This is a genomic window from Larkinella sp. C7 (assembly GCF_006149005.1).
Classification (GTDB): Bacteria; Bacteroidota; Bacteroidia; order Cytophagales; family Spirosomataceae; genus Larkinella.
Genome location: NZ_VBSL01000003.1, coordinates 220143 through 246732, shown reverse-complemented (window position 1 = coordinate 246732; position 26590 = coordinate 220143). Strand labels below are relative to the sequence as shown.

Here is a 26590-nt window from a genome sequence, read left to right as displayed (position 1 = left end):
TGCCGACCAAACCAACATCGGCTCTGACTGCTGGGGTCAGAGCCGATGTTACCCACCCACCAGGTGTTTAAGGAATAAGTACCTTCACCGTTCGCGTCTGTTGGCCGCTGATGACCTGCAGCAGCAACAGGCCCGCCCGGCGAGCGCCAAATACCAGCGTCTGGTGTTCGACCGCCTGGGTCTGACCGATAACCCGTTCCGTCACCAGTTGTCCCTTTGGATCAAACAAGACCAACCGCAGCGGCTGGCCCTGTCCTCCCCGCACTTCCACCACGACCTGTTCCCGACTCACCGGATTGCCCAGCACCGTCACCTGTAGTTGAGGGTCTTCTTCGGCTGATAAGCGCGCCGGGGCATTGCATTGGAATGCCTTCGGCGAACCTTTCAGCTGATACGTTGATCCCAGCACCCGGGCAAACACCTGAGTTCCGTTGGCCATACTGGACGGCGGGGTGAAATTGTAGGCATGGGCACCATTTCCTTTGCCCGCATCCTTCAGGTCTTGCCGGAAAATACTGCCCACGGTGCTGCCTAACACCGTCACATTCCCCGGACTGGGTTCAAGGTAAAACTCGACCGTCAGTGGGGTATTGGGCTTGTTGCGGTCCCACACCCAACCCCGGATGCCCCCGCAATCCAGCTTGTCGAGAAACCCCTCAAAGCTGCCCGTCACCGGATCGGACGAAGCTGGATTCACTACCAGAGAAATAGTCAGGCGGCTCGAAGAACCTTGCCCATCCGTAGCTTCATAAAACAGGGTGTAACTGCCCGCTTCAAGCGGAGTTCCATCCAGCAGTCGATTTGCGGCTGTGAAGTGGAGCGGAACGGGCAAGCCCGTCAGCGTATAAGTCAAGGCGCTCCCTTCCGGATCAGTAAAGGCAGGCAGGGTGACCGCCAAGGCCGTGTTGACCGTAGCCACCAGAGGGGAAACCACCGGAACCAACGGGGGGTGATTGACCGGGGGCTCACTAGAGGGACAGGTCAGCGATTTGGGTGCCTGTTTGAGGACATACGCACTGCCCAGCACCCTGGCACTGATCGAAACCGCCCGACCGGTTTTGACCGATGCCGGTGTCGGGAAGGAATAAACGTGGTAGCCATTGCCTTTCCCGGCTTCCTTCAGGTCCTGCCGGAAGATGTCGGCCCGCACCGATCCGATCGACTGCCCATCGGCCAGGAATTCGACGGTAAGCGCGTCATGGGGTTTATTGCGGTCCCACACCCAGCCCCGGATCGATTCACACTCCACTTTGTCGAGGTAGCCCTCGAAGTTTCCCGCCACCGGCGCAGTGGATGATGGATTTACTGTCAGCTGAATCTGGATGCTGACACGGGCATTTTGGGCATCAGTGGACTGATAATTCAGCGTCCAACTGCCCGCTTCAGTGGGTGTGCCGGTGATGGTACGGGTTTCCGCATTAAACTGAAGGGACGTTGGCAAACCTGTCAACCCATAGGTGAGCGGTTCGCCCTCCGGATCGGAGAAAACCGGCAGCGTGGCCGAAAAAGACACCTCAACCTGAGCTATCAGCGGAGAAATCGAGGCCGGGGGCAGTGGGGGTTGGTTTCCCTCCGGATTGGCGGTCTGGCAGCGAATGGTTTTGGGGCCGTCTTTCAGCGCAAAGCCGTTACCCGTCACCCGAGCCCAGAGGCTGTGTGATGCCCCGTCTTTGAGCGCTTCTGGAATGGCCCAGCGAAAGGCGTGTTTACCATTGCCCTTGCCAGCCTCGGCCAGATCGGGCCGAAGCTGGTCGGCCATCAGGGTGGTAATGACGGAGGTTCCCTCCAGGATATCGACGGAAATAGCAGTATTGGGCTGGTTGCGATCCCAGACCCAACCCCGGAACGAGGAGCAATCAGCTCCGTAGACAAAGCCTTCGAATGAACCTGTAACGACGCGGCTCGAGACCACGACGGTGGCACTCCCAGGTTCACTCATGCATCCGTTGAGGACACAAGTCGCCTGATAGACGAAACTTCCCGGAGTGACGGTGGGCACGGAAATCGGACCGGTCCCGGTGGTGCCATCAGGTCCGTCCCAGGCGAGTATTCCGGTACAATTACTGGCTGTGAGGGTGATGGCGGGGTCTCCCTGGGTGACGGTGGTACTGATCAGATTGGGGCGCTCAGGCGCAGCAGTATTTCCAGACACCATTACCCAGGCCGTGGCCGAACAACCATTGCCTGAGGTTAACGTCACCGAATACGTCCCCGCCGTGGTCACGGCAATGGTGGGCGTGGTTGCTCCGTTCGACCACAAAACCGCTCCGCTCCCCACGGCGGATAAGCTCACGCTCGGACTGGCGCAGGATAAAACCGGATTGGACGGACTGATGCTCACCGTTGGCGCGCTCGTATTGCCGGTGATGGTCACACTGGCCGTGGCCGAACAACCATTGCCCGCTGTGACGGTGACCGAATACGTCCCCGCCGTGGTCACGGTTCGAACCGCATTGGTCGAATTATTTTCCCAACGGTAAGTCCCTCCCCCGCTGGCGGTCAAACTCACCGTTGGACTGGCACAGGTCAAGGTCGCACTTGAAGGTGAAATGGTCGCGGTGGGCACGGGGTTTACCACCACGTTCCGGGTACTGGAGTTGGCACAGCCATTCACAGTTACTGTGTACATAATTGCTCCCCCATTACCGGCATTGGAAGGCGAAAAGGTGGTTCCTGAAACACCGGGACCACTGAAGATGCCGCCAGCGGTTGTTGGGATTAATGTAACGGGAGTGACATCGGCGCAGTAGGAAGTACCAAGTCCGGAAAAGGCCGCGTTGGGTAGCGGGTTCACCGTAAGCAACACCGTAGCCGATTTACTTACACCCGCGTTATTGACTGTTAACGTAAAGGCTTGGGGACTGGTTGAACTACCGATGGTAATGTTCTCCGAAAAAGCAGGATTCGTACTGGTCCCCTGACGAGTAACATCTATTCCATTCGTGAGGGTGTAGGCATAACTACCCGTGATATTACCAACGGTAGCGGTAAAGGTAGTGACTGCACCCACACACACCGAGGCTGACGGGGAGCCAAAGCCGCTAAGTGTTAGCGGGGCCGGCGAACTGGTAAGCCGGGCAATTCGATTGCAAGTCGTTCCGTTGTATCGGACAAACGTTCCTCCCATCAGAATATCGCCATCCGGCTGAAGGACTAAACTAAAGAGTTCATTATTTGCTCCTGAACCGGGATCAAAGTCTGTATCCAGGCTCCCATTGGCATTGATCCGCGCAATACAGCTGCGGAAAATTTCATCATATCTGGTAAAGGCGCCACCAATCAGAATTTTGCCGTTCCCCTGCACGGTCATGCATTGAACCCGGGCGTTGACGCCCGCGTTGGGGTCAAAATCCGTGTCCAGGCTGCCATCGGTGTTGAGTCGGACCATGCCATTGCGAGTCGTCCCATTGAATTGGGTAAACTGCCCCCCAACCAACGCTTTTCCGCTCTCCAGAACGGCTACACTAAACACTATATTATCGGCGCCTGAACCGGGGTCAAAACTTGTATCCAACGTTCCATCAGCGTTGAGCCGGGCAACCCGACCACGAGACGTTCTGTTGTAATGGCTAAAAATTCCTCCGATCAGGATCTTGTCAGTCCCAAGCAGGGCTATACTTTCAACGTTACTATTTGGACCAAAACCGCCGGGATTAAAGTCTGTGTCCAAACTTCCATCGGTATGAAGTCGCGTGAAAAAGAAGCGGGTTTCTCCGCCGTATCCCGTAAATCCGCCACCGATCAGGATTTTACCAGTCCCTTGCAGGGCTAAACTGCGAATTTCACCATTTGGTCCTGCTCCAGGGTCAAAGCTTTTATCAAGAATCCCATCGGCATTAAGTCGGGCAATTCGGTTGCGCGTTATTCCATTGTACTGGGTGAAATTTCCCCCGATCAGAATTTTACCGTTTCCCTGTAAGGCAACAACACGAACGGACCCATCGGCTCCTGAACCCGGGTCAAAGCTTGTATCCAACGTTCCATCAGCGTTGAGCCGGGCAATACCATTGCGCGTTGTCCCATTGTATTGGGTGAAATCTCCCCCGATCAGAATTTTACCGTTTCCGAGTAGGACAACACTACGAACGGCCCCATTGGCTCCCGAGCCAGAACTAAATTCCTGGTCAATATATTGAGCCAACGAGGCATTACTCACTAGTAAAAAAACGCATGCCCACCAGTAGGACAGGCTGGTCTGCCCCAAAAAAGCGCTGAGCCTAAACAAAGTAAAAGGTTGTTTCATCGATTAATAAAATTAAGAAAGCTAAAGGGTACGAAAACTGTAATAAACGTGGGATGTCGCTGGCCCGAATGGATCCGTGTCGCTGGCGACTCAATGAGCCGATACACGAGCTTTTTACGGTTGCGGGCACCAAATCACTTGTCAAATCGGCTGTCAAAAACGGCCAACCGTATCAGGAGAAAAAACCGGGTACTACATTGAGAAATGCCCTAAAATCGCTCGTCGAGACAGTCAAAAAGGAGGAAAATTGCAGGTCCATGCGCCACTTGCCTTCGGGTGTAAACGATCGTTTGAAAATAACCTTGCAAGTCTACAGGATGGACAAAAAAGGTTACACAATGGGCGGCCGACGGCGGTAGCCCCTGTTCCGACGGGCTGAAATGACCCCCAGAAACGGCAGGCTCATCCGTAATCGCCCGAATATCCTAGAATGCGCCAGCAAATCGGCTGATCGAACCGGGTGAATAGCCGGAACTGGATGGTTAGCTAGCCACGGGCACCAGGCCATGCTCCAGCATGATGGCTTTCAACCGGCCCATATCCGGCGGACCACCGGCCTTTAATACCCCCAGAATGTCTTTGAAGTAATTGGCTGTGAACACGCCGGGATTGGCATAGGCCAGGATTTCTACCGTCTCATTGGTGTTGTTAGTGAAGCTGTGAATCCGGCCTCTTTTAATAAAGCAATGATCACCGGGCCGGAGTTGCATGATTTGGTCATCCACCATCAGCGTGAGTGATCCTTTTAAGCCGTACAGGGTTTCATCGAAATTGTCATGATAGTGTGCAGCCGGAACTTTTGCATTGGGATGAATTATCACTTTAAACAATGTAAACTGGGCGTTGGTGTCGGCCGCATCCAAACAAAAATGGATTTCCAGACCATTACCCAGACTGATTACTTCACAAGGTTTCATATGTTATTTTTTAACGATAGGACAAAGCAACTTACCGGGAGTCGCTAAAAAATTGATCCGGATCAAGAAATTTCACAAGGGCCGGTTTCTTTTTCGAATGCGGCTGAGCGTTTCGGGGGTTACGCCTAAATAACTGGCGATGTGGTATTGGGGTAAGCGGTTGATCCAGTGGGGGGATTCTTTCAGAATTCGGCGGTATTTTTCGTCCGGCGTTTCCGTTGTCATGTTGCTGAGCCTGTTTTTAAGCCAGGCCACGGTGCGCCCCCGGTTGATAATCTGGTAAAGCGCATAGTCCGGAATCGTTCGGGTGGCATATTCCCAGTTTTCCCGGTTGAGATAAATCAACTGGCAATCTTCCAGCGCCTGCATGCTCATGGTTGAGGGAGTGCGGTTGATGAAGCTATCCATTTCGCCACACCACCATCCTTCTTCGGCAAAAAATAGGGTTCGTTCGGTTCCTTCCGGGGTGTTGTGGTATTGTCTGAGGCAGCCTTTCAAGACAAATGCCAGGTGTTTGACCACGGAATCCTGTATAAAGAGCAATTCATTTTTAGGAACAAATCGCTCCTGAAAAAGCAGAATGAATTTCTGGAACTCTTCTTGGGGAAAATGGTGCCTTTCCTGTAACGTTTTAAGCAGTAGGTGAGGGTCCATAGGGAAATGATGAAACTTCGGCTAACGGGTCGGGATAGATCATCGACCGATTTTTGATTTGAAGGATGGATTATACAGGATGAGTTTGCCGTTTTGCCGCACACTGAACCAGCCTGGACACCCTTCATGCCAGGTTATCTCAGGCCAGCGACAGTCACCTGGAAGCCTCTGCCGTTACGGGCAAGAGGCTTTCTTGTGGAAGATGGGCAAGTGACGAAAGAACGTCCACTTGAATTGAGCGATTACGGTAATTTGATATGCATATCATAGTCGGCGGCTTCCTGGAGCACTGCCTGAATGATCTGGCCATCGACTGATTGGGCAAAGGCGTCCTCCCGCATGGCATCCACACCAAACTTCTCGAAAAACGATAAAAATCCCTTCGGACTGTGAATGTTCATCCACCGGCAGGGACCATCGCCGGCATTTTTGAACGTGTGCAAGGTGTTCGCCGGAACATCGATCGATTCGCCTGGTTGAACCAGAACCGTCTTACCATCCAGCATAAATTCCATTTTCCCTTCCAGTACATAAAACAGTTCCGAGTAACCCGCATGATAATGGGGCGGAGGGCCGGGCACATTGGGAGGAGTTAGCCCTTCGATCATATCAAAGTTGCCCGAAGGATTATGCAGGGTCATTTGATGGCCCAGGCACACGAGTTGTTTATTCATGATTAATGTTTATTATGAGATTACTGTCTCACAAATGTAAGAATGCGATTAGCGCATTTGCAAATTTTATGAGATATTTGTCTCATGAAAAAGGAAAAATTTACGACCGGCCGGATTAAGCAGAAACTAGCGACGCGCAACCGAATTCTGGAGACTGCTCAGCATATGCTGGAAACCGGGACGCTGGTTTCCCTGGAGGAGGTTGCTAAGGCAATGAACATCTCGCGGGCGACCATCTACCGCTACTACTCTGATGTGGATCTTTTGTATACTGAAGCGGCCCTGTCACTGCGGGTGAAGCAGCCAGCTGACTTCATGGCGGACACCCAATCGATGGGCCTGCCAGAATCACTGCTTTACGTGCAAGGATATTTTAATGCCCATGCCCAGCTCCACGAAACGACTTTACGCAAGTATCTGAGTGTGGTGCTGAATGAGTCGATCCAGGCGGGTTCTTCGGGGCCCTTACGCGGAGCTCGGCGACCAGCGGCTCTGGAAGCGATACTTCAGCCTTACATCAAGCAGATCGGAGTAGAAAACTACAATCGGCTCAAACAGATCATTACGGTACTCTCTGGCATCGAACCATTGATAGCCAACAAGGATGTCAATGGTTTAAGTAATGAAGCTTCTCAGGAGTTGCTACAGTGGGCACTAACCATGATCCTGAAGGGTATGGGGGTGGATGGGCACTCACTGGATCAAAGTCATTCCAGGGAGTAGTTGAATGACTGGAAAACCGGTCGTTAAAATTGACAAACCTTGGTCAGGTTTTCCAGTCGCCATTGCTGATCGCTATTTAAAAGATTGGGGTCCCATCCCCTGATTTTATTCCTTAGTTGATGGGCTTTACGGAAGGCAGCAGAGATACAGATTTTTAACCTGAAAATTAATTCATTCCAATAAACCGGACACCTACCTAGGCGTTTAAAGCGACAAGATACTTTTGGTGTTTTACTTCTGTACATTGGTGGTAATCGTTTGTAATACAGTCTGCAGTGCATCGCGGTGCCCCCTATCCCGGTTGCGACTGTTGGATTAGGTCAAGAAGGGCTGTGGAGCATGGCAGGGTACTGCCTGGGGAAAACGCGGGGCCCGCAGCCGCGGACGGTGCCCGAGCGGGCGTTCATGAAACGGTGTATCAACGCGTATTTAGCTTGAAGTTTTCGTACTTTGGCTACGATAAAGATGATTATGCACCATAGATTGTAACCATCAGCACACACGATCATTCATGTCTGGTAACAACCCATCGCCTGCTTCACAACTTACACCTGACGAGCAAGACAAGCTCCGGGAATTAACCACTCAGAGCTGGAACCTCGAATTAGCCATCTCCGGCGTTGCGATGTTCGCCATCCTCCAGTTGCCCGATCTGCTGGAGTCGGCCTTCAGCTACCTCCGGTATAATTACATGACCCACACCGATGGCGCAGCGGTTATGTTGCCGTCGCTGGCCTACAGCCTGATTCGGGCCACCTGTCACGTCTTGTTTGCGGCTTTTCTGGCCAATTTTGTGATGCGGGCGTTTTGGGTGGGTCTGGTAGGCCTGCTGGCCGTTTTTCCGTCAGGCATTCACTACGACCGTATTCCGTTCTCTACGCCTTATGCGCAAAAACGCCTTGCCGACGAGCTTGGCCCACTGGACCGCTATATTCTCTGGCTCGACAAACGCTGCAACATCGTGTTTGCCCTCGCTTTTCAATTCGTGTTCCTGCTGGTGGTGGTAGCCCTACTCTACGTACTGGGGTTACTGATCTACCTGGTTGTTCAACCCAACGTACCCGCCAACGTCTGGTTCGGGGTCAAAATTGCTTTAGGCACGCTGGTTGCCGTGTTTTACCTGGCCATTTTTTTGTTAAATCACAAGAAGGTGAAACAAACCCCCAGGGGCATGCAACTCAACTACCGGGTTATGAAGTTGGGGCAATTGATAATGCTGGGCATGTATAAACACACTTCCTATGTTACCAATACTTTTTACAGCAATATCCGGCCCGGCAAGTTATTTCAGACGGCAGCGGTTTTCATGTTGGTATTTTTTGTAGTGTTCTTCCTTGAATACTTTAACGATATCTCACGTACCAGCGGGCGGATGACACTTTTCAACAGCCGACATCTTTACTCGACCCGAATTGATAGTCTCTACATCGAACCCACGGTCTATGACAACCAGCGCCCCGAGGGTGCGTTTATTGGTGTGGCTTCCATCCAGTCAGACGTGATTCGGGAACCGTACTTACGCTTGTTCATTGCCTATCCCAAATCGCTCGACAAGCTGTTCAGGCAGGTTGCGCCCGAACCAGTCTGGAGCGATACGCTGTCGAGGCAAGCGCGTCGGCAGCAGTATGCCATCTGGAGCAACCAGCAGATCAACCGGCTGATTCGCATCTCCGTCAACGATTCAGTCTGTGCCCAGCCTAACCTGCTGTTTACCCAAGCCGGAATCCAGGAGCAACGCGGCTGGCAAACCGTATTGGTGCCGGGCAATCTTAAAACAGGCCGCAACCTGCTGCGCGTGGCCCTGCAGGATCCCCGGAAAAAAGAAGCCGATGAACTGGTGATGATTCCATTCTGGTATGTACCTGAACCCTAACCTACCCACCCTTCATTACTGCTTCGCACGCAAATGGCCTCTCCTTACTCAACAAGCGGGGCTATTTATGTAGAAAATAAAACATACCGTTTTGTGTCTCTGGTGGTTGTCATTTCTTGCCTTGCCCCTTTTCAATAGCTTGTTTTTCCTTCATGATTCGTGCCCGTTTAGAAATGAGGTAGGGAAAGCTATGGTGACTAGATCAAAATTTGCGCACCTTGACCTTCGTAAACTTCGCACGATGGATCAATGGGGCATCAATCCATAGCTGGATAAAGGATTGACCTTGGTTTATAAGTTAGTTTGCTTTACTATCTTTATCGTTTTACCCAAACACAGTTATGACTAAACAGCGAATCTGTTTTACCGGGGGGTCAGGGAAGGCCGGTAAGCACGTCATTGCCTACTTACTGGAGCAAGGCCATACCGTGATGAATGTTGACCTGAGTCCGTTGCAGCACCCGGGAGTCACCAATTTGATAGCCGACATGACCGATTCGGGTCAAATGTTTAATGCGCTCAGTGCCTATGCCAGCTTCGACGAGTTGGAGCCAGGTACGGGCATACCCCAATTTGATGCCGTCGTTCATTTTGCCGCCGTACCCCGCATATTACTCAAACCCGATAACGAAACCTTTCGGGTCAATACCCTGGGGACCTACAATGTGATTGAAGCCGCGGTTAAACTGGGGATTCGAAAAATTATTATTGCTTCCTCGGAGACCACCTATGGCATCTGCTTTTCGGATGGGCAAACCAACCCGAAAGTCTTGCCCCTGGAAGAGGATTATGATGTAGATCCTATGGATAGCTACGGTTTATCAAAGGTGGTCAATGAACAAACGGCCCGCAGCTTTCAGCGACGCTCGGGCGCGGATGTGTATGCCCTTCGGATCGGCAATGTAATTGAACCCCACGAATACGAGGAACTGTTCCCCTACTATCTGACTCACCCTGAAGTACGACGCCGTAACGCTTTTTGTTATATTGATGCGCGGGACCTGGGCCAGATTGTCGACTTATGTTTGCAAAAAGATGGGCTGGGCTACCAAGTGTTCAATGCCGGAAACGATCACAATGGGGCTCTTCTTTCCAGTAAAAAACTGGCGGAACAATTCTTTCCTGGCGTGCCTTTCCGTCGGGGAATGGAAGAGCATGAAGCCCTGTTTTCCAATCGCAAAATCCGGGAAGTGCTGGGTTTTAAGGAACAGCATAACTGGCGGAAGTACGTGAAATGAGGCAAGGTTTTCTGGAAGGGAAGGTGGTGATTGATTTCGGCTGTCCCTCGCTGGAAGTGCGGACGATGGAGAAATTGCCCTTCAAGCCCGATCCACGCGGTGGAGGAAGCGGTTTATTTCTGAACTGACCCGACCGGCCGGTAAAATTCAGCAACAGTTCGTGCCTTTTGGCAGTTAGCGGGGTAGTCTGTCTGATCGCTAACCCCATATCCTATGAATCGTTCCTTTACGCTGGTCCTTCTCCTTTTGGTACTCTGCAGCGCCTGCCTGAATGACCACATCACCGCCCCCATTGCCATTAAACTGGAAAGTTACCCCATTCCCGGAGAGACGTTTTTTCCGGAAGGCATTGCCTATGATGCCCACCAGGGCGTCTTTTACACCGGCAGCATTGGCAATGGTGATATTCTGAAAGTTGACGTCCAGACCGGAAACATCGCTTTGTTTGCGTCCGGTTCTGCCCAGGGCCGACCGACCTGCAATGGCCTGAAACTGGATGCCAAAGGGCGTCTGTGGGTCTGCGGGGGGACTCAGAACAAAATCCAGGTGCTGAATCCGGATGGCTCACTCCTTAAAAATTGGGATTTGACGGCTTTTTCGGCAACCGGGTTTATCAATGACTGCATTCTGGATGACCAGTACGTGTATTTCACCGACTCGTGGAATCAGCAGGTCTACCGGACCAGCGTAGCCGCCAGCCAGCCGGGCGAGATCGAGCGGTGGCTGACGTTTACCGACGCCCAGATTCCATACGCTTCAACGGGCGTCAACGCCAACGGCATCGAAATGACTCCGGACGGCCAGTACCTGATTCTGGTCATCTCGCCGGTGGGCAAATTATACCGGATCGGTATCGCCGACAAAAGCATTGCCGAAATTCAGTTATCCACGCCGGTAACGGCGGGTGATGGGTTGTGGCTGGAGCAAAACACACTGTATGTCTCCCGCAACGCCCTCAACCAGCTTTTCCCGGTTACGCTCAGCAGCGATTATTTGCAGGGCACCGTCGGTACGGGTTTTGGCGATAATCTGCTGTTTAATACCACGATGGCGAAAGCGGGGCCGTATTTTCTGGTTGTCAACGGCCAGCTCAACCGGCGAATGGGGCCAACACCCCCCGTTTTGCCGTTTACCGTATCGCGGGTTCTTATCCCTTAGCGATCGGAGTCACATTGTAAAATTGACAGGGCCTGACGGGATCGGTGCCGTTGACAAAGAGCGACGGTAGCCGCAACTAAAAATCGGCGCTGTAAACGAAAATAGCATCATCATCAATATTGAGAGTATGAACGGCCCGAAAAGTCACACGAACGAACAGATTATTTTTCAATGACCTCGGTTTTCATCAGCGATTCGTCGCGTGGCTGCATCAGTTCCTGTATCTCGCCTTTGGTCAGCTCCGGGTCGATCCAACGCCGTTAACCAACAAAGGTGCCAGTCGCGGTTTTATGCCTATTCCGGCAGCCGAGGGGTTCGTGCCAAATTTCCGGTTGGTCAATAAAAAAAGGCCGTTCGTACCGCCAAACCGCCCGGTAGTCAAATCCATTTTCTTCCCGCCCAACAACCCCTTACATTCGACCGAAAACCGGTTTAATAGAACCGGTTGGCCCAGTCAGAAATTATTCATCGTATGACCTATCGTAGGCGCTGGAGCAGGCTCCCTCTGTGGGGGGTAGTGATACTGCTTGTCAATCAGAGTGTAGGAAACACCGCACCGGTCCCCCGAAAACCGGAACCCATTCAACAGCGGCTGCAACAGCATTCCGAAGCCCTCGTGACAGCGGAAAAGAACGATGATCTGGATGTTTTTCTTAGCTATTACGCCACGAACGCCATCGTCATGCCGGAGTACCAGCTTACCCGAACGGGTTTACGGGAAATACGTGAATTTTATCAGGAACTCTTTCAGCGGCAACACATCAGGACTTTGCAGCAGAAGGCCGATGAATGGATCTGGCTCACTGACAGCACCATTGTTGAACTGGGTACCTTCCGGAAACAATTCATCGACCCGGCGTTGGGCGACAGCCTCCAGACGCACCGTGGCCAATACTGGCACATCTGGCGCGCTCAGTCGGATGGAACGATTAAACTTCAGGGCGTAGCCTACGGTTTTTTTCACCCGGTAACCCATCCGAAACGGCTGGTCGTCGCTACCGGGAAACAGCCGGACGAACCAGAAATCCACACCATTCGGACACCGTCTGTCGAATTACAGGCCTACAATGCGCTCATGGAAAAGGGGGTGCAGACCCGAAACGGTGCGCTGCGTTCGTCGTTTTTTGCGGAAGATGGCAGCTTCAAACCGTATGCGGAGGAACTGGTGACAGGCATGCTCCGAATCAAACCGTACCTCATCGCCTACAGTAACCGGGGTGTTGTAACGATCGACTCGGTCAGTTGTTACACCTACGCGTCTGAAGCTTTCGAACGGTATACGCTGGAATACGATATGTTTAAAGTAAAATGGCACCGGGCCAACGTAGCCGGTCGCACCGAGGGCAAGGGCATCCGGATCTGGAAACGACAACCGGATCAGTCGCTCAGACTTTACCGTGAAATTGGCACCCACAATTACCTCGAACCCTGAAAACGCCGTGAAAAGCCTGTCGAGAACCGTTTTCCTGCTTGGATTATGGCTCCAACTTCCCACCTGTGCCCAAACCGCCTGGCACCATAAAGAATACCAGCAAAGCTATTTTCAGGGCCTTCGCTATGGCCTGTTTACGCCCCGGAATTACCAACGGGGCAAGGTATACCCGCTCATCGTTTACCTGCACGGCAGCCGGGATACGGTTTCGCGGGACAATATCTGGTACCAGGCATCGATTCAAAACGAACACCCCTGCTTTGTGTTGACCCCCAAATGCGAAGAGCCCGAACAAGGCTGGGGCAATACCTGGACCGACACCCATACGGCAGCAATGCGTAAGACGCTTGCGCTGGTCGATTCACTGGTGAAGCACTATGGGATCGACAAATCCCGCCTGTATCTGTATGGAATCTCGATGGGCGGTTTTGGCGTCTTTTCCGTTCTGGCTAAGGAGCCCGGCAAGTTTGCCGCAGCGTATGCCGTTTGTGGGGGCTCCAACGAGTCCGTTGCATCCAGAATTAAAACGCCCCTCTGGATTTTTCACGGTGCGGACGACGATGTCGTGCCCGTGCGTTTATCAAGAGACATTTACAGGGAAATGGTTCGGCAGGGAAAAAAAACCGTGCGCTACACGGAATATCCCGGCGTGAAGCACAACAGCTGGGAAAACGTAGCGCAGGAGAAAAGCCTGCCGACGTGGCTGTTTCTTCAACAGAAAAGCAAAACCGGTCCGGAGCCCGATCCGGCAGAAAACCCAAGCCAACGGCCTCAGGACAACGGTGTACGCGTTTCCTGGACGAATCCGACGCAGCGTGCCGACCGGACCGTCTGGTACTATAAACTATTCCGGGATAAAACCCTGCTAACGGAATTACCGGGCGATGCCACGGATTTCGTAGACACCTCCGTCAAAAGCAGAACGTTCCACCAGTATTCGCTGACCGCCGTAAGTTACTTTTTTATAGAATCGAAACCTTCCATAGCCGTTTTACGAAAATAAACCGGTCGTCTGATCAACCAGCCGATCACCCGCGTATAAATCCGGTAGTCGGCTTCGTCCGGGACCGAATGGATTGTAATGCCGTTGCCACCCGTGTGCGGCAACGCAAAATAGTTATACGAGGCTGAAGCCCGGTGTCATGGTGGTCTGCCAGAAGCTCCAGACCCTGTTCGTTCCATTCCCGCTCGTCGGTAAAGTAATGAGCGGTGGCGGCTCTGAGCCGGTTGTGGACTTGCTACATTTGACTGGAGACCTTTCTTTAGCAAATTGGGGGCCAACACCAATTGAAGACAGAAGCTGAACTTGTTGCCAGATTGGTTCGGCTGTCCGTTGTTTAATGAACTTGGCTGGAAGAGATCCAGAGAAATCTCGCCAGGGGCCGAATGCTCACTAAATTAAATCCCTCCTATTTTTTGGTAGTTAACCATTCGGAAGCCAGTTCCAAAAATACAAACGTAAAAGCGATTGCTATGCTAGCCATAAATTACCGCGGCCCACAACGGGTTCGTGTCAGCCACAAACCCATGCCCGAAATCAAGCATCCCGAAGATGCGATTGTGCGGGTTACCCGCTCCTGTATCTGCGGTTCTGATTTGCACCTCTACAATGGCAATGTGCCGGATACGCGGGTCGGCATGACCTTCGGCCACGAATTTATCGGCATTGTCGAAGAAATTGGTTCGGAAGTGCACAAAGTAAAAGTCGGTGATCACGTTCTGGTGCCGTTTAACATTGCCTGTGGCAAGTGCCATTTTTGCCGGCAGGGACTCTTCGGAAACTGCCATGAATCGAACACACAGGCGACAGCGGTGGGTGGTATTTTTGGCTACTCTCACACCGGCGGTGGATATGATGGCGGGCAGGCCGAATTTGTCCGGGTACCCTATGCCAACGTGGGGCCAACCGTCATTCCAACGGGGATGGACCCGGATGATGCCGTTATGCTGACCGATGTGGTGCCAACGGGCTATCAGGCTGCCGAGATGGCGGGGATTCAACCCGGTGATACGGTGGTCGTTTTTGGTGCCGGTCCGGTAGGCATCATGGCCGCCCGGTGTTGCTGGTTGTTTGGGGCAGGTCGGGTCATTGTCCTGGATCAATATGAGTATCGGCTGGAGTTTGTTCGCAATTACGCCAATTGCGAAGTCTACAACTTTAAAGAAATGGACGATCCGGTCGTTTTCATCAAGAAAATAACCGACTGGATGGGGGCCGATGTGGTGATCGATGCGGTTGGCGCGGAAGCGGCCGGAAGTGCCCTGCAAACCATTACGGGGCGAAAAACCCTGCTACAGGCGGGTTCGGCTACGGCGCTGCACTGGGCCATTAACTCCGTCAAAAAAGGCGGAATTGTGTCTATTGTAGGTGTCTATGGCCCCACGGACAACCTGGTTCCGATTGGCAACGTCGTTAACAAAGGCCTGACGCTGCGAGCCAATCAGGCTTCGGTCAAACGTCTGTTGCCAAGGCTCATCGAGCACGTCCAGAATGGAATTTTAAACCCCAAAGCGCTGATCACCCACCGCATTCCGCTGGAAGAAGCCGCCGACGCTTATCGCATGTTTTCCAGTAAGCTCGACAATTGCATCAAACCCGTTCTTATTCCACCATCCGCCAGAATGTAAAATTCCTATGGAAACTAAAACCAACGATTTACCGGCTATCGCCCAGGACTATTCGCACATCAAAGGCTGGGGCATCGATGCCGATCCAAAAAACGATCCGACGTATCCTATTCGAAACCGCATAGACGGCATCGATGGACTGGACGAATACAGGGGCAACACCTGGGAGCGACCTACCCAGCAACCGGTGGACATGGAAGTGCTGCGTTCCATCGAACGGCCGACAATCAGTGCGGTTTTTGGTACGTCGACACCGCCTTCCGGATTGAGTGGGGCCATCCGCCGGTATGCCTTCAAATACAGTGAGTCCGAATACGGTCACTGGCTCCCGCTGCTGCTGGCCGACCGCGTCAATATGGTGGAGGGCATCATCGATGATTTCAAACGGGGGCATATTCCCAATATTTTTGCCGAAAGAGGCTGGAAAGCGGAGTGGAAACACGACCCGCAGGGCCTAACCAAAAAAGTACTCATCGGAACAGCGGTCACCGTGGCGGTTTTTATGTTTCTTCGAAGAAAGAAATAAGGAAACCGCTAAGTTCGCCTATTCGAAAAGTCGATCAGAAACCGGTCGGGTTCTGATCGACTTTGATGTACCTTATTCAGATGGAGTCGAAAAGAGCCGGTTTGTTTTTACCTGTTTTATTCAGGAGTGGATGGCAACTATGGTGAACATTGGCACCTGCGGTTTCCCGCGCCCCAAAACCGAATACGCCCAACTCCTGTCGTGCGTAGAAGTGCAACAGACGTTCTACCAACCACCCCGGATTTCAACGCTGGAGAACTGGCAGCGACAACTGCCGCCCGAATTCGAATTCACCATCAAAGCCTGGCAGCTCATTACCCACGAAGCCCGAAGTCCGACGTATAAGCGGTTGAAAAAAAACCTTTCGGAAGAAGAACGCCCGCAGGCTGGTTCGTTCAAACCGTCGGATGTCGTTCAACAGGCCTGGCAAGTCACTCTCGCCTGTGCCAACGCCCTGAAAGCCAAAACCGTCCTGTTTCAATGCCCCGCCAGTTTCAAACCGACCCGGGAAAATGTGGCGAATCTGGAAAGCTTCTTTTCCGGCATCGACCGCCAGCAACTCAATCTGGCGTGGGAACCCCGGGGTGCGTGGGATCGTCAGCTCGTGAAAGACCTCTGCCACAGTCTGCAACTCTGGCACGTTGTCGATCCATTTACCACCCAAACCGTTACTCCCGAACAGTGTTACTTCCGGCTGCACGGACGCCAGGGCTGGCGGTATCAATACGAAGAGCAGGAGCTGTCCGACTTGCTGGAACTGCTGCCCGAAAACCAGCCAGCTTATGTCTTTTTCAACAATATACACATGCTGCAGGACGCCCTGCGCTTCAAAAAGCTTTTCGAAAACCGGTAGCTTGCCCCAGCCGGGCGGTCCTTAGAACCGGTTACCCGTTGCCAGCACCTACGCTGGCGGTAAATTCCTCGAATTCAGTAAGCCCGCCGGTACGGTCAGTTCACCGGTTTTTGGGTCGATCAGCCCATTGCGTTCCTCTTCGATGTTGGTAGCCTGCGTATAAATATCACCGGCAATGGCGTGTTGTCGCAATTCGCGTTTGAAGAGCCCGATGCGTTCCGCCCGTTCGCTGGCGTCGTTGGGACCACCATAGTCGGCAAAACCAAAACCGCCCCACTCACTGATCACCAACGGTACCTGTCGCCGGTAGAAAAACGGATCGCCAACCACCAGTGGAAAAGCGGCTACGCCAGTTAGCTCGCCCGCGGCCAGTCGGTCGAGCAACGCCCGCCAGTGGGCCAGATCGGGTGTATACAGGTGCGCGGTCAGCAAATCCGATTTCAGCCGTCCTTCGAAAGACACATGCTGCCAGCCATCGTTGTCAACGACCAGAAACTGGGGATGCGCCAGTTGCATATAGTGGTACATATCCACGATATACCGGCGCGTATCCGGGTTGGTCGCAATGTCCTGAGCGCCCCAGTCTTCGTTATACAGACTCCAGATAACCACCGAGGGGTGCGTGCCGATCAGGGCCACCATCCGCAGCAATTCGGCCCGGTGGTTTTCCCGACTTCGAACCGTGGAGACGTGCGGGCTGGGTACTTCCACCCACAACAGCAAACCCAATTCATCGGCCAGGTTATAAATCCGGGGATCAATTCCGGCAATATGCACCCGTACCAGGTTGCATCCCAGGGCTTTCATGGCCCGCATGTGCCGTTGCATTTCCTCAAAGGTGGCTGTGCCGGGCTGATAGAGAATACCATCCAGGTAAATCGGTTCATTGTTCAGGTACACATAACGCCCCCGGGCTTCTATTTTCCGCAGGCCGAAGTGCGTTTCAATTTGGGCGGTATACCCTTCCTGATCGATCAGTTGGGCAACGAGTTTGTAGCGGATGGGATTTTCGGGTGACCAAAGCTGGGCATCTTCCAGATCCAGCACGACCCGCTGCTGCTTTTGCCCGGCGTCTAAGCGCAAGGGATAGTCCGAACTGCTCAGGGGTGTGGCCGATCCCGGGGCAAAAGACTGCAACCGCAATACGTAGTCGCCCGGATCATGAATCCGGGTGGTCAGGCTGAAGCGCACGAGCCGGTCTTCCACAATGCTAACCACGCCAACGCGGGACCGCAGCCGATTGCGCTCGACAGTTTCCAGCCATATGCTCCGGACGGCTCCGGTGTAGGTTTGGTACCAAATACCGCCCCGCTTGTAGACGTGGGACTCCTGTTTGCCCCGCGGAATTTCGGCATCCATGGTGTCGGCAATGCGAACCGTGAGCCGATTCTCCGGGCGCAGGTAGCTTTCAGGCAATTCATACGAGAACGACGTGTATTCTCCGAAATGTACCTCTTCATCTTCGATGGTCCGGAGCGGATAGCCGTTGAGCCAGACCCGGGTTTCGTAGCCACAAGCCCCGAAGGTGAGTTGAATCATCGACCGGGCGGCTGATTCACTGCGGGAAGGCGCGGTAAATTCCCGTTCATACCAGGCCACTACCTTGTCTTTCCAGGCCGTTGTCCCGGTTTGATCTTTTGCCTGTGCCAGATGGGCTTCAATGGCACCGGGCCAGTGGGCGGTCCCTTCAAACGAATGGCCTAAAAACCATCGTTCCTGTATGCCCCGATCGTCAGGATCGACTAAAAACCGCCATTCGCCATCGAGTAGCATGAAATCATTGGACCGTAAAACGGCTCTCGGCAGTTGATTGACCGGTTCGGCACTTTCGGATTGGCTCGCTGAAAAACCGGTGTTGGGATGCTTAAACTCCATATAAAACGTGAAATGGTGAAAACCGTCTTTGTCCGCGTGGATCGCGGACAAAGACGGTTTTAAGGCTTCACACAAGGCGTTCGCTGTGTGTTTATTAGGTTCAGGCTTACGATTTTAAAGGCAATCGCTGGCAGAATCAATAGATTGGGGCTTCTCCCTGGTTCGCTTCGTCGTCCACCTGTTTGGTCAGCAACGCACCAAGTTTGGTGGCATTCAGGCTATCCATTTTCGCCGTTGGGCCCTGGTTGACCGTGATATGAAAAACGTGCTGCAGATTCAGGATATGCAGCGTTCTGCTTGTCGCATCCCATACGGCTTTTTCCCATACCCCCGGTACGGGCTGGGGTCCGGCTTGCAGCTCGTCGCTGTCTTTCAATTGAGCAGATGCCAATTGGCCCGGAGCCGCGTGGATCTGAATCGAATCGTTCGGAGCACCCGCTACGGCGCTGTTTCCGGCTGTCGAAGTATCCCCAACTCCGCCAACCGGACTTTCAGCACCGGTTCCCTGGGGCTCCGGGCCCGTAAAGGGTTGTTTCCCGCTGCGACGATCCAGGGATTCGGGTTGATACAGGCGTCTAAAATAAAAATCGGCATGGAAAACCGACTCAAACGGCCGGTCGGTGGTGGTCGAAAGTACCACCAGTTTTTTATTGTTCAGGACGACTTCACAGGTACTCTCGGTTTCCTTCCAGATCAGGGGGGCGTCTTCCGCCAGGTTGAACATGGCTTTGAGCGACGCTTCACTGATGTAATAACACGGCATATTGTATTTGTAGTGCTCGCTCAACAGCCGGGAACCACTCACCTGGCGTCCTAATGTATTTGAAGCATGGCGCGCCCCACCTCCGCTATCGATATCGGCGGTGCCGGAACCTCCTCCTCCACAAGCCAGAAGGCCCAGGAGGAATATTGAAATCCAATAACTTTTCATTGATTCCTATTTTATTAAAATCGTTAACCGCCACCCTGAAAACGGGCTAATTCCCCCAACAAATCAGATTAACCCGGTTTTAGTGAAACTGCGCCTGGAAAAGGTTGATGAAAATCGTCTTCTAAAATGAGGTTCCGGTCCGGTAAGACGCATGTCCATTCCGGCGACGACACCAGCATCCTGAAAAGCCGCAGGCCGAATCCTCATTCTTTTAGTTTTTCCGGTAACTCACTTCAAAGGATATGGGTTTTCATGAGTAGCCATTGAAAAACGACAGACATACGCGACGCGGTAGCGAAGGCACAATGCAGGGCACGGCTCCCGTAATGACAAGAAATCAAAACGGTTGCAGAAGCAGAGCGGCCCTTCGCCCGCCCCCCGGTCGGCCCAATCAGCGCGAAATGGTTCCCAACGATAAGTTTGATGTTTATGATTGGTGATGGCAATAACCGTAGCCAGCTAGTGGCTGCGGTTATTCTTTTTTGCATGCTGCTTCGGGGTGGTTCGGACGGGGTGGACATAACCAAAAACCGCTGACAAAGAGCGGAAACCGTACGGTAATATCACTACCATCAGCCTTTTATGGCCTCCTGAAGCGAGTCGATACCCGCCAATTTCTTAAACAGTGTCAGGGCCTGAGCGACCACCTGATCCATATTATAATACCGGTACGTTCCCAGCCGCCCGACAAAATGAACCCCCGGCTGCCCGTCGGCCAATTGCTTGTACTGACGGTAAAGCGCAGCGTTCTCCGGTCTGGGAATTGGGTAGTAAGGATCGCCCTCATCCTGGGGGTATTCAAACGTAATGCTTGTTTTAGGGTGTTCCTGACCGGTAAGTTTCTTATACTCCGTAATGCGGGTATAAGCATGATCATTGGGGTAATTAACAACGCCAACAGGCTGGTAGTTAGCCACTTCTAATGTCTGGTGATCGAAGCGCAGCGACCGGTAGGGAAGCTTGCCGTAACAGCAGTCAAAATACTCATCGATTGGCCCCGTATAGATCAATTCGTCGAAGGAAAGTTGCCGGTTAATTTCTTTGAAATCCGTACTGAGCAACAGGTGAATGTTTGGATGATCGACCATTTTCTCAAACATTTTCGTGTAGCCATGCAAGGGCATACATTGAAACTGATCCGTAAAGTAGCGATCGTCCTGATTGGTACGGGTTGGGATGCGGGCAGTCACCATTTTGTCAAGTTGGGAAGGATCAACGCCCCATTGCTTGCGCGTATAGCCCCGAAAGAATTTTTCGTATAAATCCCGCCCTACCTGGCTAACGACAACATCCTCGGCCGTCTGAATGTCGGCAACGGGCTCGCCAACGCTGTCAAAGTAGGCCATCAACTGCTCGGACGTAAATGAATAGCCATACAGTTTATTGACCGTATCCAGGTTGATGGGAATGGGTAACAGTTGACCGTCTACAGCAGCCAACACCCGGTGTTCATAAGGGCGCCATGACGTAAATTGAGATAAATAAGTGTAGACCTCAGGCGAATTGGTATGGAAGATGTGAGGGCCATACTGGTGAATCAAAATGCCGTCTTCATTCAGACAGTCAAAAGCGTTTCCGCCGATATGGGGCCGTTTGTCGATGAGCAAAATGCGTTTGTCCAACTGCGTCGCCAGACGTTCGGCCAATACACTACCGGCAAAACCCGCCCCGACAATAACATAATCGTAATGCATAAATTGAAAAAGTGAAGTGGTAAGCAATCCATTAAAACGAAATAAAACAGGGTCAACACACTTGCGCTACCGTTTGCCACCAGCCTAAACCGGGGGGAACCAATGCTCCTGGATTCTGTCCTGTGGCCAGGCGTTGTATCAAATTGGCTAGTGGAGTCGTTTGCAGATGACCCGATTGCACGTCGAAAGCCCCTGGTTCATAATGACCTTCCTGGCGGGTCAACAGACAATGCCAGTCATACGAACCTAAAAGAGCCCAAGCGGTAACTGCCCGTACGTCAACGCCGACTTTTCGGACTTCCTCGGTTTGCTGCCAGACATCCAGGAGCCAGCGCATCTGCTCATCGACGGTGCAACCCAGGTGGGCTTCGGTAACGGCGATGGGAATCCCATAGCGCTCCCAGGTCTGCTTTAGCAAACCACTCAAGCCGATGCGTCGCTCCGGTGCCGCCCGAACCACCTCCGTGTCCACGTAGCGGTGTCGGCCATTACCGCCCCACAGGTGAGCCGGATACGACCAAAGCTGCTCATCCAGATAGCGCTCACTGGTAATGTAATGGTTCACCCCAATCAGGGAAGGCGGACTGGGGTTATCGCTAAAAAAGGCCAGATCTTTCTGGTCAATGCCCACCCAGCGGAAATAATCCCAGAGCGGATGTTGCTCCGTAACCTGTCCGCATAATAAATCCCAGGTTAGCCACCGGCGGTGATTTTCCCATTCCGCCTGACCGCTTAACTGAAGCGTACTATGTACCTGCCCCAGATCATCGGTTTGGATTAACTGGGCATCAGACCTCACTTGCCGAATCTGCTGCATACTCAGAACGGTGGCCTTGCATTGGCGAAGCAAAATTTCGACAAACGCCCGGTCATTGGTCTTATGTGGAAACCAGTGACCGTTTAAGCCGGAAAAGCGAGCGGTCGTCAGGGGCTCGTTTACGGGGGTGAAGGCATCGACCCAGGGATATCGCTCTGCTACCTGCCGCGCATAGCGGGGCAGTTGCTGCTCAAAATTTGAGCCGGTAAAGGTAGCATAACGCGGGCCACAGCCGTGATGGACCAGGCCAACGATGGGCCGGATCTGAAGCTGCTGCAACATTCCCAGGCGCTCATCCGCCCATCGCCAATCGGGCTGGTCGATTCGCTCGGAGGCCGTACGTTCCCAAAGTACCGGGTATCGCAGGGTTTTCAGGCCCAATTCTGCTATCTGAATGAGGTCATCAGAACGGTGATGATGCCCGTTCCGTAGGAGCTGATCCTGGTAGCAATTGCCCACCCGGTTAACGGTACACTCTATCCCGCCCCAGAGTGCTAACGGCTGCAGCGCCGAATCTATCGGCACTGCGGATCCGGGTTGCCCGCTCATAGGGACAGCATTGGCTGCGTGGTCGGAGAGTCAACGTCCTCGGCCCTTAATTGTTCCTCCATCAATCCCAACATCGCCTGCCAGGTTTGTTGCCAGGACTGTTGCCGTAACTGGACATCAACGCCCGACCAGTCAGGTTTGGGATGGTTTTGCAAAATTCTGCCAATCGATTCTTCAAACGTCAACACGGAATCGGCAATCCAGACGGGACCGCTGCCACCGTAGGTTGTGACCACATCCCGAATCGGTGTTGAAACAACCGGGAGTCCCCCGGCCAGATACTCCGGCGTTTTCGTCGGACTGATAAAACGAGTGGCTTCGTTGAGTGCAAAGGGCAGCATTCCTACTTCCCAGTTACTAAAATAAGCCGGTAACTCATCGTACGATTTCATACCCAGGTAATGCAGATTCGGAGCATGGGGCAGGGTAGCCGGATCAATCTTGACGACAGGCCCCAATAGGATGAGCTGCCAGGTGGGCTGACGTTGAGCAAGTTCCCTTAATAGAGAGAGATCGACTCGTTCGTCAATTACACCGCTGTAACCAATGCGCGGATGAGCTAACGCCTGCTGATCGGCTGGATCGGGCAAGCCCTTACGGGCTTTGGCAAAGTGAGCAAAGTCGACACTGCTGGGAAATGCGTGGACGGATGGATTTAGCATCTTCTTGGCTTCAAATAGGCTATGACCGCCCGTAAAGACCAGATCCGCCCGTTTCAACAACTGCTTTTCCTGCTCCCGAAGCTGGAGCGAAGCCCCCTGAAAGGCGGACAGTTCATCCATGCAATCGTAAAGCGTAAGCCGGGGCTTCAGATGATCGGTAAAAGCCAGTGCCAATGGTGTATAATACCACGTAGTATAATCCGTCATACCGTGCTGGATCAGCAAACCATTCAACCATTGGCGTTGCTGATCTATTTCCGCTTCAGGCCCGGTAGTCGGCAACAAATGAGGAGTAAGAATGTGGAGCTGCGGGGTAATCGAACGGACTTCCAGCCAGTTATTATCATCTCTGACAGGTTCCTCCCAAAACCAGACCCGAAAGTGCTGACTTGCCCGGCTCAGCAGGTGTTGAGGGCGTTGGTAGACAAAGTTCCAACGCAAATGCGAAAAACAAAGTAAATCCTGTAACTGATAAGCGGATGGGATTGATATTTCCTGTTCTGATACTCGTAATTGGGACAAAGGTTCAGAACCCGCTTTGATCCCGGCCAGTGTTGGATGAATAGACATAGTGTGCTGATTTAATGATCATTGATCGACCTCGGCGCATCCCCGGCGGATTTGGACCCGTTGGCAAGAATCCCAGTTCATTGATGTAACCCACTTTCACGCGTGTGCGCCGGTTTCGCGGTCTCACAAATGAGGAGATGGTCCTATCGATAATTTGCGGCCGGACCTTTCCCTTATTTCCAGGCAACTATCCGTGAACATCCGCAGAAGAGCTGGTTTGCTTCAGTATAACAATCACTTGACTGATGGCTCCATTTTATTTGTTAATCGCCGATGATCAAATCGATATCGGTAAGCTCCTGCAGCTTACCGTCAGGATGGTCTACAAGGATCAGGTTCACCTAAGAATTGCGCTCACCGTTCCCGATTTGAAGGACTGCATGGCCAGCACCAAGTACCGGCCGGATGTGCTGTTGCTGGATTATCACCTGCGGCCCTTACCTGAAAAGGCTCCCAATGTCCTCCGCTGGATGCAGTCCCAGGACCATCTTCAAGGGTTACCGGTTGTGGTATGGTCCTCGCTGCCCGACGGGCCCGAAGCAGATCAGTGTCGACAACTGGGTGCTCAGCGATTTGTAACCAAAATGGATGCGATGAGCGATATGGTTCAGTTTGTCAAAAGCTTGGTCGAAGACCGAGTTTCTAATGAGTCATTTTAGACGACATTCGTTCCGGGATGCAGGAAAAACCGTAGAAAATTCGGAGGTCACGCTACGACTTGCCTTCATCTCCATTATCATTACCAGTCTTGCCAAATAAAATTCTAAACCATACGCTCAGTTACCTTGTTTATCTTACAACTGCGACAGCTTGTCGTTCTCTTTCGCCTGGTCGCCCAATAGGGATGTATCACTTCCGGATCGAACCGCTCAACCGGATGTTGAACCATAACGAAATCCGTATGGAATCCTTGGCCTTTAACCACCTTCAATCGCTGATTGATTTGTCTGCCTACTTAGCAGCGCGCCGGGAAGCGGTTTTAAACACCTGGCGGACGGCCTGTCAGACCGATCCGGCGTTCAATACGACTGCCGGACTGAGCCGCGAGGACTTTAATAATAAAGTTCCTTTCATGCTCAATGAATTTGAACGGCGACTACGCCAACAGCCTCTGGAAGTGGATGTTGGGCTGCTGGCCGAAGAACACGGCTTACACCGCTGGCAGAAGGGCTACGTTTTGCACGAACTACTGAGCGAGGTTCAGCACATGAACCGGATTTTGCTGGAAGAATACCGACAGTACTGGCTCTTAAATCCGGTAGCCTATCCCGAACCGATTGTCCAATCTTATGAGCATTTAGCTTGGTTTACTACTCTGTGTATGAAAGGCAGCATCGAGCAGTACACCGAATTGCAGCGTATTGCCGCCAGCAGCCGGGCGCAAACGTTGGAAAAAACCCTGGAAGAGCTCAATGAACTCATACGCCAGCGGGGCGATCTGCTGCGCACAACTTCTCATGATCTGCGTGGTAGTTTCGGGGTAATTCAAGGTTCTGCTTCGTTTTTGGAGCTAATGGATGCCGATGAATCCGAACGGAAAGAGATGGTTACGATGCTCAATCGCAACCTGACGACCGTCCGCAATATGGTCGTTCAACTCATGGATCTGGCCAGGCTGGAGGCAGGTCAGGAGCCGGTTGCCATCAATGCTTTCAATGCGGGTGAATTGCTGCATTCGATAGTGATCTGCTATCAATCCCTGGCTCAGGAAAAGGGACTGGTGCTGAAATCAGATGGCCCTACGGAGTTGATGGTTGAAAGTGACCCCATACTGATGCAGCGCATCGTGCAGAATCTGGTGCTGAATGCCCTGAAGCACACCGACTCAGGCTGGGTGTCGGTTTCCTGGTCAAGTGAGGATCAATACCGCTGGATTATCAGTATCCAGGATTCGGGTCCTGGTCTACCCCGCCAACAAGCCGATACACTTGCCCAGGTGTTGTCTCCCGATTCAGAATCAACAGCATCTACTGGCTTTGCCAGTCTCCCGGCCAAGGCCCGGGAAGCAACCACGGTTCTGGCCTCCAAAGCAGGTCAAGGGGAAGGAATTGGCCTTTCGATTGTCAAAAGGTTGTGTGAGTTGCTGGGAGCCAGCCTGGAGACCGAAACAAAAACGGGCTGGGGGACATTGTTCCGGATCCGCATGCTGGTTCACAGCAATGATCGCTGAAGAACTTACAGCCCCTAAAGTCAACCCACAGAAGTTCAATGGATCAGTCGAAAGTGCGACGCATCCTAAACCATTGATAATCAAAGCGAGTCACGGCCCTGATTATTTATGCTCTATTCCTGAGACTAATTCCCTTCGCGGACAGGAAAGAAAACTGAATACCAGGCAGAGGCTGAAAGGAAAAAGCGATTGCCGACACTTTAGCCGTGGGAACCAATCCGTTCTGGTTTCAGTCGATGCAAAATAGGCAAAGCGAGTTTTTATCGGTGCCTGCGATCGTAGCCTGGTCCATTTTCCCGCGTCAGAAGGGATCTCCCCAGTCCAAACCGGCGGATAGGCCCATTCCCTAAAATAAAATCTTACTTCTGGTCCGGCTACGTATAGCAGTGAACGGTTGTTCTGG

22 protein-coding genes and 1 pseudogene are annotated in these 26590 nt (G+C 52.6%); 13 read left to right on the top strand and 10 right to left on the bottom strand.

The window, feature by feature from the left end; translation table 11 throughout:
• Positions 1 to 67: 67 nt before the first annotated feature.
• The 5 genes and pseudogenes from FH871_RS09380 to FH871_RS09365 all read right to left on the bottom strand — a co-directional run bounded on the left by FH871_RS09380 (position 68) and on the right by FH871_RS09365 (position 6488).
• Entirely contained in the window at positions 68 to 3514 is a 3447-nt protein-coding gene (locus FH871_RS09380; RefSeq protein ID WP_229317159.1) for a putative Ig domain-containing protein, read from the bottom strand.
• A 30-nt stretch (positions 3515 to 3544) separates the two neighbouring features.
• A pseudogene (locus tag FH871_RS34150) lies at positions 3545 to 4243 on the bottom strand (hypothetical protein); the annotation flags it as partial.
• Positions 4244 to 4725: 482 nt separating this feature from the next.
• Positions 4726 to 5160, bottom strand: a complete 435-nt coding sequence (locus FH871_RS09375; RefSeq protein WP_138991184.1) for a cupin domain-containing protein — start codon at positions 5158 to 5160, stop codon at positions 4726 to 4728.
• 72 nt (positions 5161 to 5232) lie between these two features.
• Positions 5233 to 5814: a Crp/Fnr family transcriptional regulator gene (locus FH871_RS09370; RefSeq protein ID WP_138991183.1), complete on the bottom strand. Its 582-nt coding sequence runs from the start codon at positions 5812 to 5814 to the stop codon at positions 5233 to 5235.
• A 242-nt stretch (positions 5815 to 6056) separates the two neighbouring features.
• Complete coding sequence (locus tag FH871_RS09365; RefSeq protein ID WP_138991182.1) at positions 6057 to 6488, bottom strand: cupin domain-containing protein; 432 nt, start codon at positions 6486 to 6488, stop codon at positions 6057 to 6059.
• A gap of 84 nt (positions 6489 to 6572) precedes the next feature.
• On the opposite strand from FH871_RS09365, the gene FH871_RS09360 reads away from it, so the two are divergent.
• From FH871_RS09360 to FH871_RS09320, 10 genes are all read left to right on the top strand, one after another.
• On the top strand, positions 6573 to 7211 hold the full coding sequence (locus FH871_RS09360) for a TetR/AcrR family transcriptional regulator (RefSeq protein ID WP_138991181.1): 639 nt from the start codon (positions 6573 to 6575) through the stop codon (positions 7209 to 7211).
• A gap of 511 nt (positions 7212 to 7722) precedes the next feature.
• Entirely contained in the window at positions 7723 to 9084 is a 1362-nt protein-coding gene (locus FH871_RS09355) for a hypothetical protein (RefSeq protein WP_138991180.1), read from the top strand.
• A 341-nt stretch (positions 9085 to 9425) separates the two neighbouring features.
• On the top strand, positions 9426 to 10322 hold the full coding sequence (locus tag FH871_RS09350; RefSeq protein WP_138991179.1) for an NAD(P)-dependent oxidoreductase: 897 nt from the start codon (positions 9426 to 9428) through the stop codon (positions 10320 to 10322).
• The gene (locus tag FH871_RS33975; protein WP_255516899.1) at positions 10319 to 10450 is read left to right on the top strand and encodes a hypothetical protein; all 132 of its coding nucleotides are present in this window, start codon (positions 10319 to 10321) and stop codon (positions 10448 to 10450) included. The genes FH871_RS09350 and FH871_RS33975 overlap by 4 nt, the downstream gene beginning before the upstream one ends.
• Positions 10451 to 10535: 85 nt before the next feature.
• Positions 10536 to 11480 carry an SMP-30/gluconolactonase/LRE family protein gene (locus tag FH871_RS09345; protein ID WP_138991178.1) on the top strand — a complete coding sequence of 315 codons (945 nt, stop codon included), beginning with the start codon at positions 10536 to 10538 and terminating at the stop codon, positions 11478 to 11480.
• Positions 11481 to 11952: 472 nt separating this feature from the next.
• Entirely contained in the window at positions 11953 to 12912 is a 960-nt protein-coding gene (locus tag FH871_RS09340; RefSeq protein WP_138991177.1) for a hypothetical protein, read from the top strand.
• Positions 12884 to 13915 carry a prolyl oligopeptidase family serine peptidase gene (locus FH871_RS09335; RefSeq protein ID WP_171062807.1) on the top strand — a complete coding sequence of 344 codons (1032 nt, stop codon included), beginning with the start codon at positions 12884 to 12886 and terminating at the stop codon, positions 13913 to 13915. The genes FH871_RS09340 and FH871_RS09335 overlap by 29 nt, the downstream gene beginning before the upstream one ends.
• A 470-nt stretch (positions 13916 to 14385) precedes the next feature.
• A complete protein-coding gene (locus FH871_RS09330; RefSeq protein ID WP_138991175.1) occupies positions 14386 to 15540 on the top strand; it encodes a zinc-dependent alcohol dehydrogenase in 1155 nt (384 codons plus the stop codon).
• Between the two features lie 7 nt (positions 15541 to 15547).
• The gene (locus tag FH871_RS09325; RefSeq protein ID WP_138991174.1) at positions 15548 to 16066 is read left to right on the top strand and encodes a hypothetical protein; all 519 of its coding nucleotides are present in this window, start codon (positions 15548 to 15550) and stop codon (positions 16064 to 16066) included.
• A gap of 130 nt (positions 16067 to 16196) precedes the next feature.
• Positions 16197 to 16919, top strand: a complete 723-nt coding sequence (locus FH871_RS09320; RefSeq protein WP_138991173.1) for a DUF72 domain-containing protein — start codon at positions 16197 to 16199, stop codon at positions 16917 to 16919.
• A gap of 48 nt (positions 16920 to 16967) precedes the next feature.
• Here the strand turns inward: FH871_RS09320 and FH871_RS09315 are convergent, their stop codons facing one another.
• The 5 genes from FH871_RS09315 to FH871_RS09295 form a co-directional block, all read right to left on the bottom strand.
• On the bottom strand, positions 16968 to 18794 hold the full coding sequence (locus FH871_RS09315) for a glycoside hydrolase family 2 protein (protein WP_138991465.1): 1827 nt from the start codon (positions 18792 to 18794) through the stop codon (positions 16968 to 16970).
• Between the two features lie 136 nt (positions 18795 to 18930).
• Positions 18931 to 19725, bottom strand: a complete 795-nt coding sequence (locus FH871_RS09310; RefSeq protein WP_138991172.1) for a hypothetical protein — start codon at positions 19723 to 19725, stop codon at positions 18931 to 18933.
• Between the two features lie 572 nt (positions 19726 to 20297).
• Positions 20298 to 21419: a UDP-galactopyranose mutase gene (gene glf, locus FH871_RS09305; protein ID WP_138991171.1), complete on the bottom strand. Its 1122-nt coding sequence runs from the start codon at positions 21417 to 21419 to the stop codon at positions 20298 to 20300.
• 52 nt (positions 21420 to 21471) lie between these two features.
• Complete coding sequence (locus FH871_RS09300) at positions 21472 to 22761, bottom strand: family 1 glycosylhydrolase (protein ID WP_229317153.1); 1290 nt, start codon at positions 22759 to 22761, stop codon at positions 21472 to 21474.
• 20 nt (positions 22762 to 22781) lie between these two features.
• Entirely contained in the window at positions 22782 to 24017 is a 1236-nt protein-coding gene (locus tag FH871_RS09295) for a glycosyltransferase (protein ID WP_229317152.1), read from the bottom strand.
• A gap of 245 nt (positions 24018 to 24262) precedes the next feature.
• Here FH871_RS09295 and FH871_RS09290 point away from each other — a divergent pair, with 245 nt between their 5' ends.
• The 3 genes from FH871_RS09290 (at position 24263) to FH871_RS34120 (ending at position 26537) form a co-directional block, all read left to right on the top strand.
• Complete coding sequence (locus tag FH871_RS09290; RefSeq protein ID WP_138991169.1) at positions 24263 to 24676, top strand: response regulator; 414 nt, start codon at positions 24263 to 24265, stop codon at positions 24674 to 24676.
• Positions 24677 to 24918: 242 nt separating this feature from the next.
• A complete protein-coding gene (locus FH871_RS09285; RefSeq protein WP_171062806.1) occupies positions 24919 to 26187 on the top strand; it encodes a sensor histidine kinase KdpD in 1269 nt (422 codons plus the stop codon).
• Between the two features lie 236 nt (positions 26188 to 26423).
• On the top strand, positions 26424 to 26537 hold the full coding sequence (locus FH871_RS34120; RefSeq protein WP_306439234.1) for a DUF6766 family protein: 114 nt from the start codon (positions 26424 to 26426) through the stop codon (positions 26535 to 26537).
• The last annotated feature ends 53 nt before the right edge of the window (positions 26538 to 26590 follow it).

Bases quoted from the DNA above. Each gene is read 5' to 3' on its own strand.
- FH871_RS09375 (WP_138991184.1), bottom strand. From the start codon at position 5,160: ATGAAACCTTGTGAAGTAATCAGTCTGGGTAATGGTCTGGAAATCCAT.
- FH871_RS09370 (WP_138991183.1), bottom strand. From the start codon at position 5,814: ATGGACCCTCACCTACTGCTTAAAACGTTACAGGAAAGGCACCATTTT.
- FH871_RS09365 (WP_138991182.1), bottom strand. From the start codon at position 6,488: ATGAATAAACAACTCGTGTGCCTGGGCCATCAAATGACCCTGCATAAT.
- FH871_RS09360 (WP_138991181.1), top strand. From the start codon at position 6,573: ATGAAAAAGGAAAAATTTACGACCGGCCGGATTAAGCAGAAACTAGCG.
- FH871_RS09355 (WP_138991180.1), top strand. From the start codon at position 7,723: ATGTCTGGTAACAACCCATCGCCTGCTTCACAACTTACACCTGACGAG.
- FH871_RS09350 (WP_138991179.1), top strand. From the start codon at position 9,426: ATGACTAAACAGCGAATCTGTTTTACCGGGGGGTCAGGGAAGGCCGGT.
- FH871_RS33975 (WP_255516899.1), top strand. From the start codon at position 10,319: ATGAGGCAAGGTTTTCTGGAAGGGAAGGTGGTGATTGATTTCGGCTGT.
- FH871_RS09345 (WP_138991178.1), top strand. From the start codon at position 10,536: ATGAATCGTTCCTTTACGCTGGTCCTTCTCCTTTTGGTACTCTGCAGC.
- FH871_RS09340 (WP_138991177.1), top strand. From the start codon at position 11,953: ATGACCTATCGTAGGCGCTGGAGCAGGCTCCCTCTGTGGGGGGTAGTG.
- FH871_RS09330 (WP_138991175.1), top strand. From the start codon at position 14,386: ATGCTAGCCATAAATTACCGCGGCCCACAACGGGTTCGTGTCAGCCAC.
- FH871_RS09325 (WP_138991174.1), top strand. From the start codon at position 15,548: ATGGAAACTAAAACCAACGATTTACCGGCTATCGCCCAGGACTATTCG.
- FH871_RS09320 (WP_138991173.1), top strand. From the start codon at position 16,197: ATGGCAACTATGGTGAACATTGGCACCTGCGGTTTCCCGCGCCCCAAA.
- FH871_RS09315 (WP_138991465.1), bottom strand. From the start codon at position 18,794: ATGGAGTTTAAGCATCCCAACACCGGTTTTTCAGCGAGCCAATCCGAA.
- FH871_RS09310 (WP_138991172.1), bottom strand. From the start codon at position 19,725: ATGAAAAGTTATTGGATTTCAATATTCCTCCTGGGCCTTCTGGCTTGT.
- glf (WP_138991171.1), bottom strand. From the start codon at position 21,419: ATGCATTACGATTATGTTATTGTCGGGGCGGGTTTTGCCGGTAGTGTA.
- FH871_RS09295 (WP_229317152.1), bottom strand. From the start codon at position 24,017: ATGTCTATTCATCCAACACTGGCCGGGATCAAAGCGGGTTCTGAACCT.
- FH871_RS09290 (WP_138991169.1), top strand. From the start codon at position 24,263: ATGGCTCCATTTTATTTGTTAATCGCCGATGATCAAATCGATATCGGT.
- FH871_RS09285 (WP_171062806.1), top strand. From the start codon at position 24,919: ATGGAATCCTTGGCCTTTAACCACCTTCAATCGCTGATTGATTTGTCT.
- FH871_RS34120 (WP_306439234.1), top strand. From the start codon at position 26,424: ATGCAAAATAGGCAAAGCGAGTTTTTATCGGTGCCTGCGATCGTAGCC.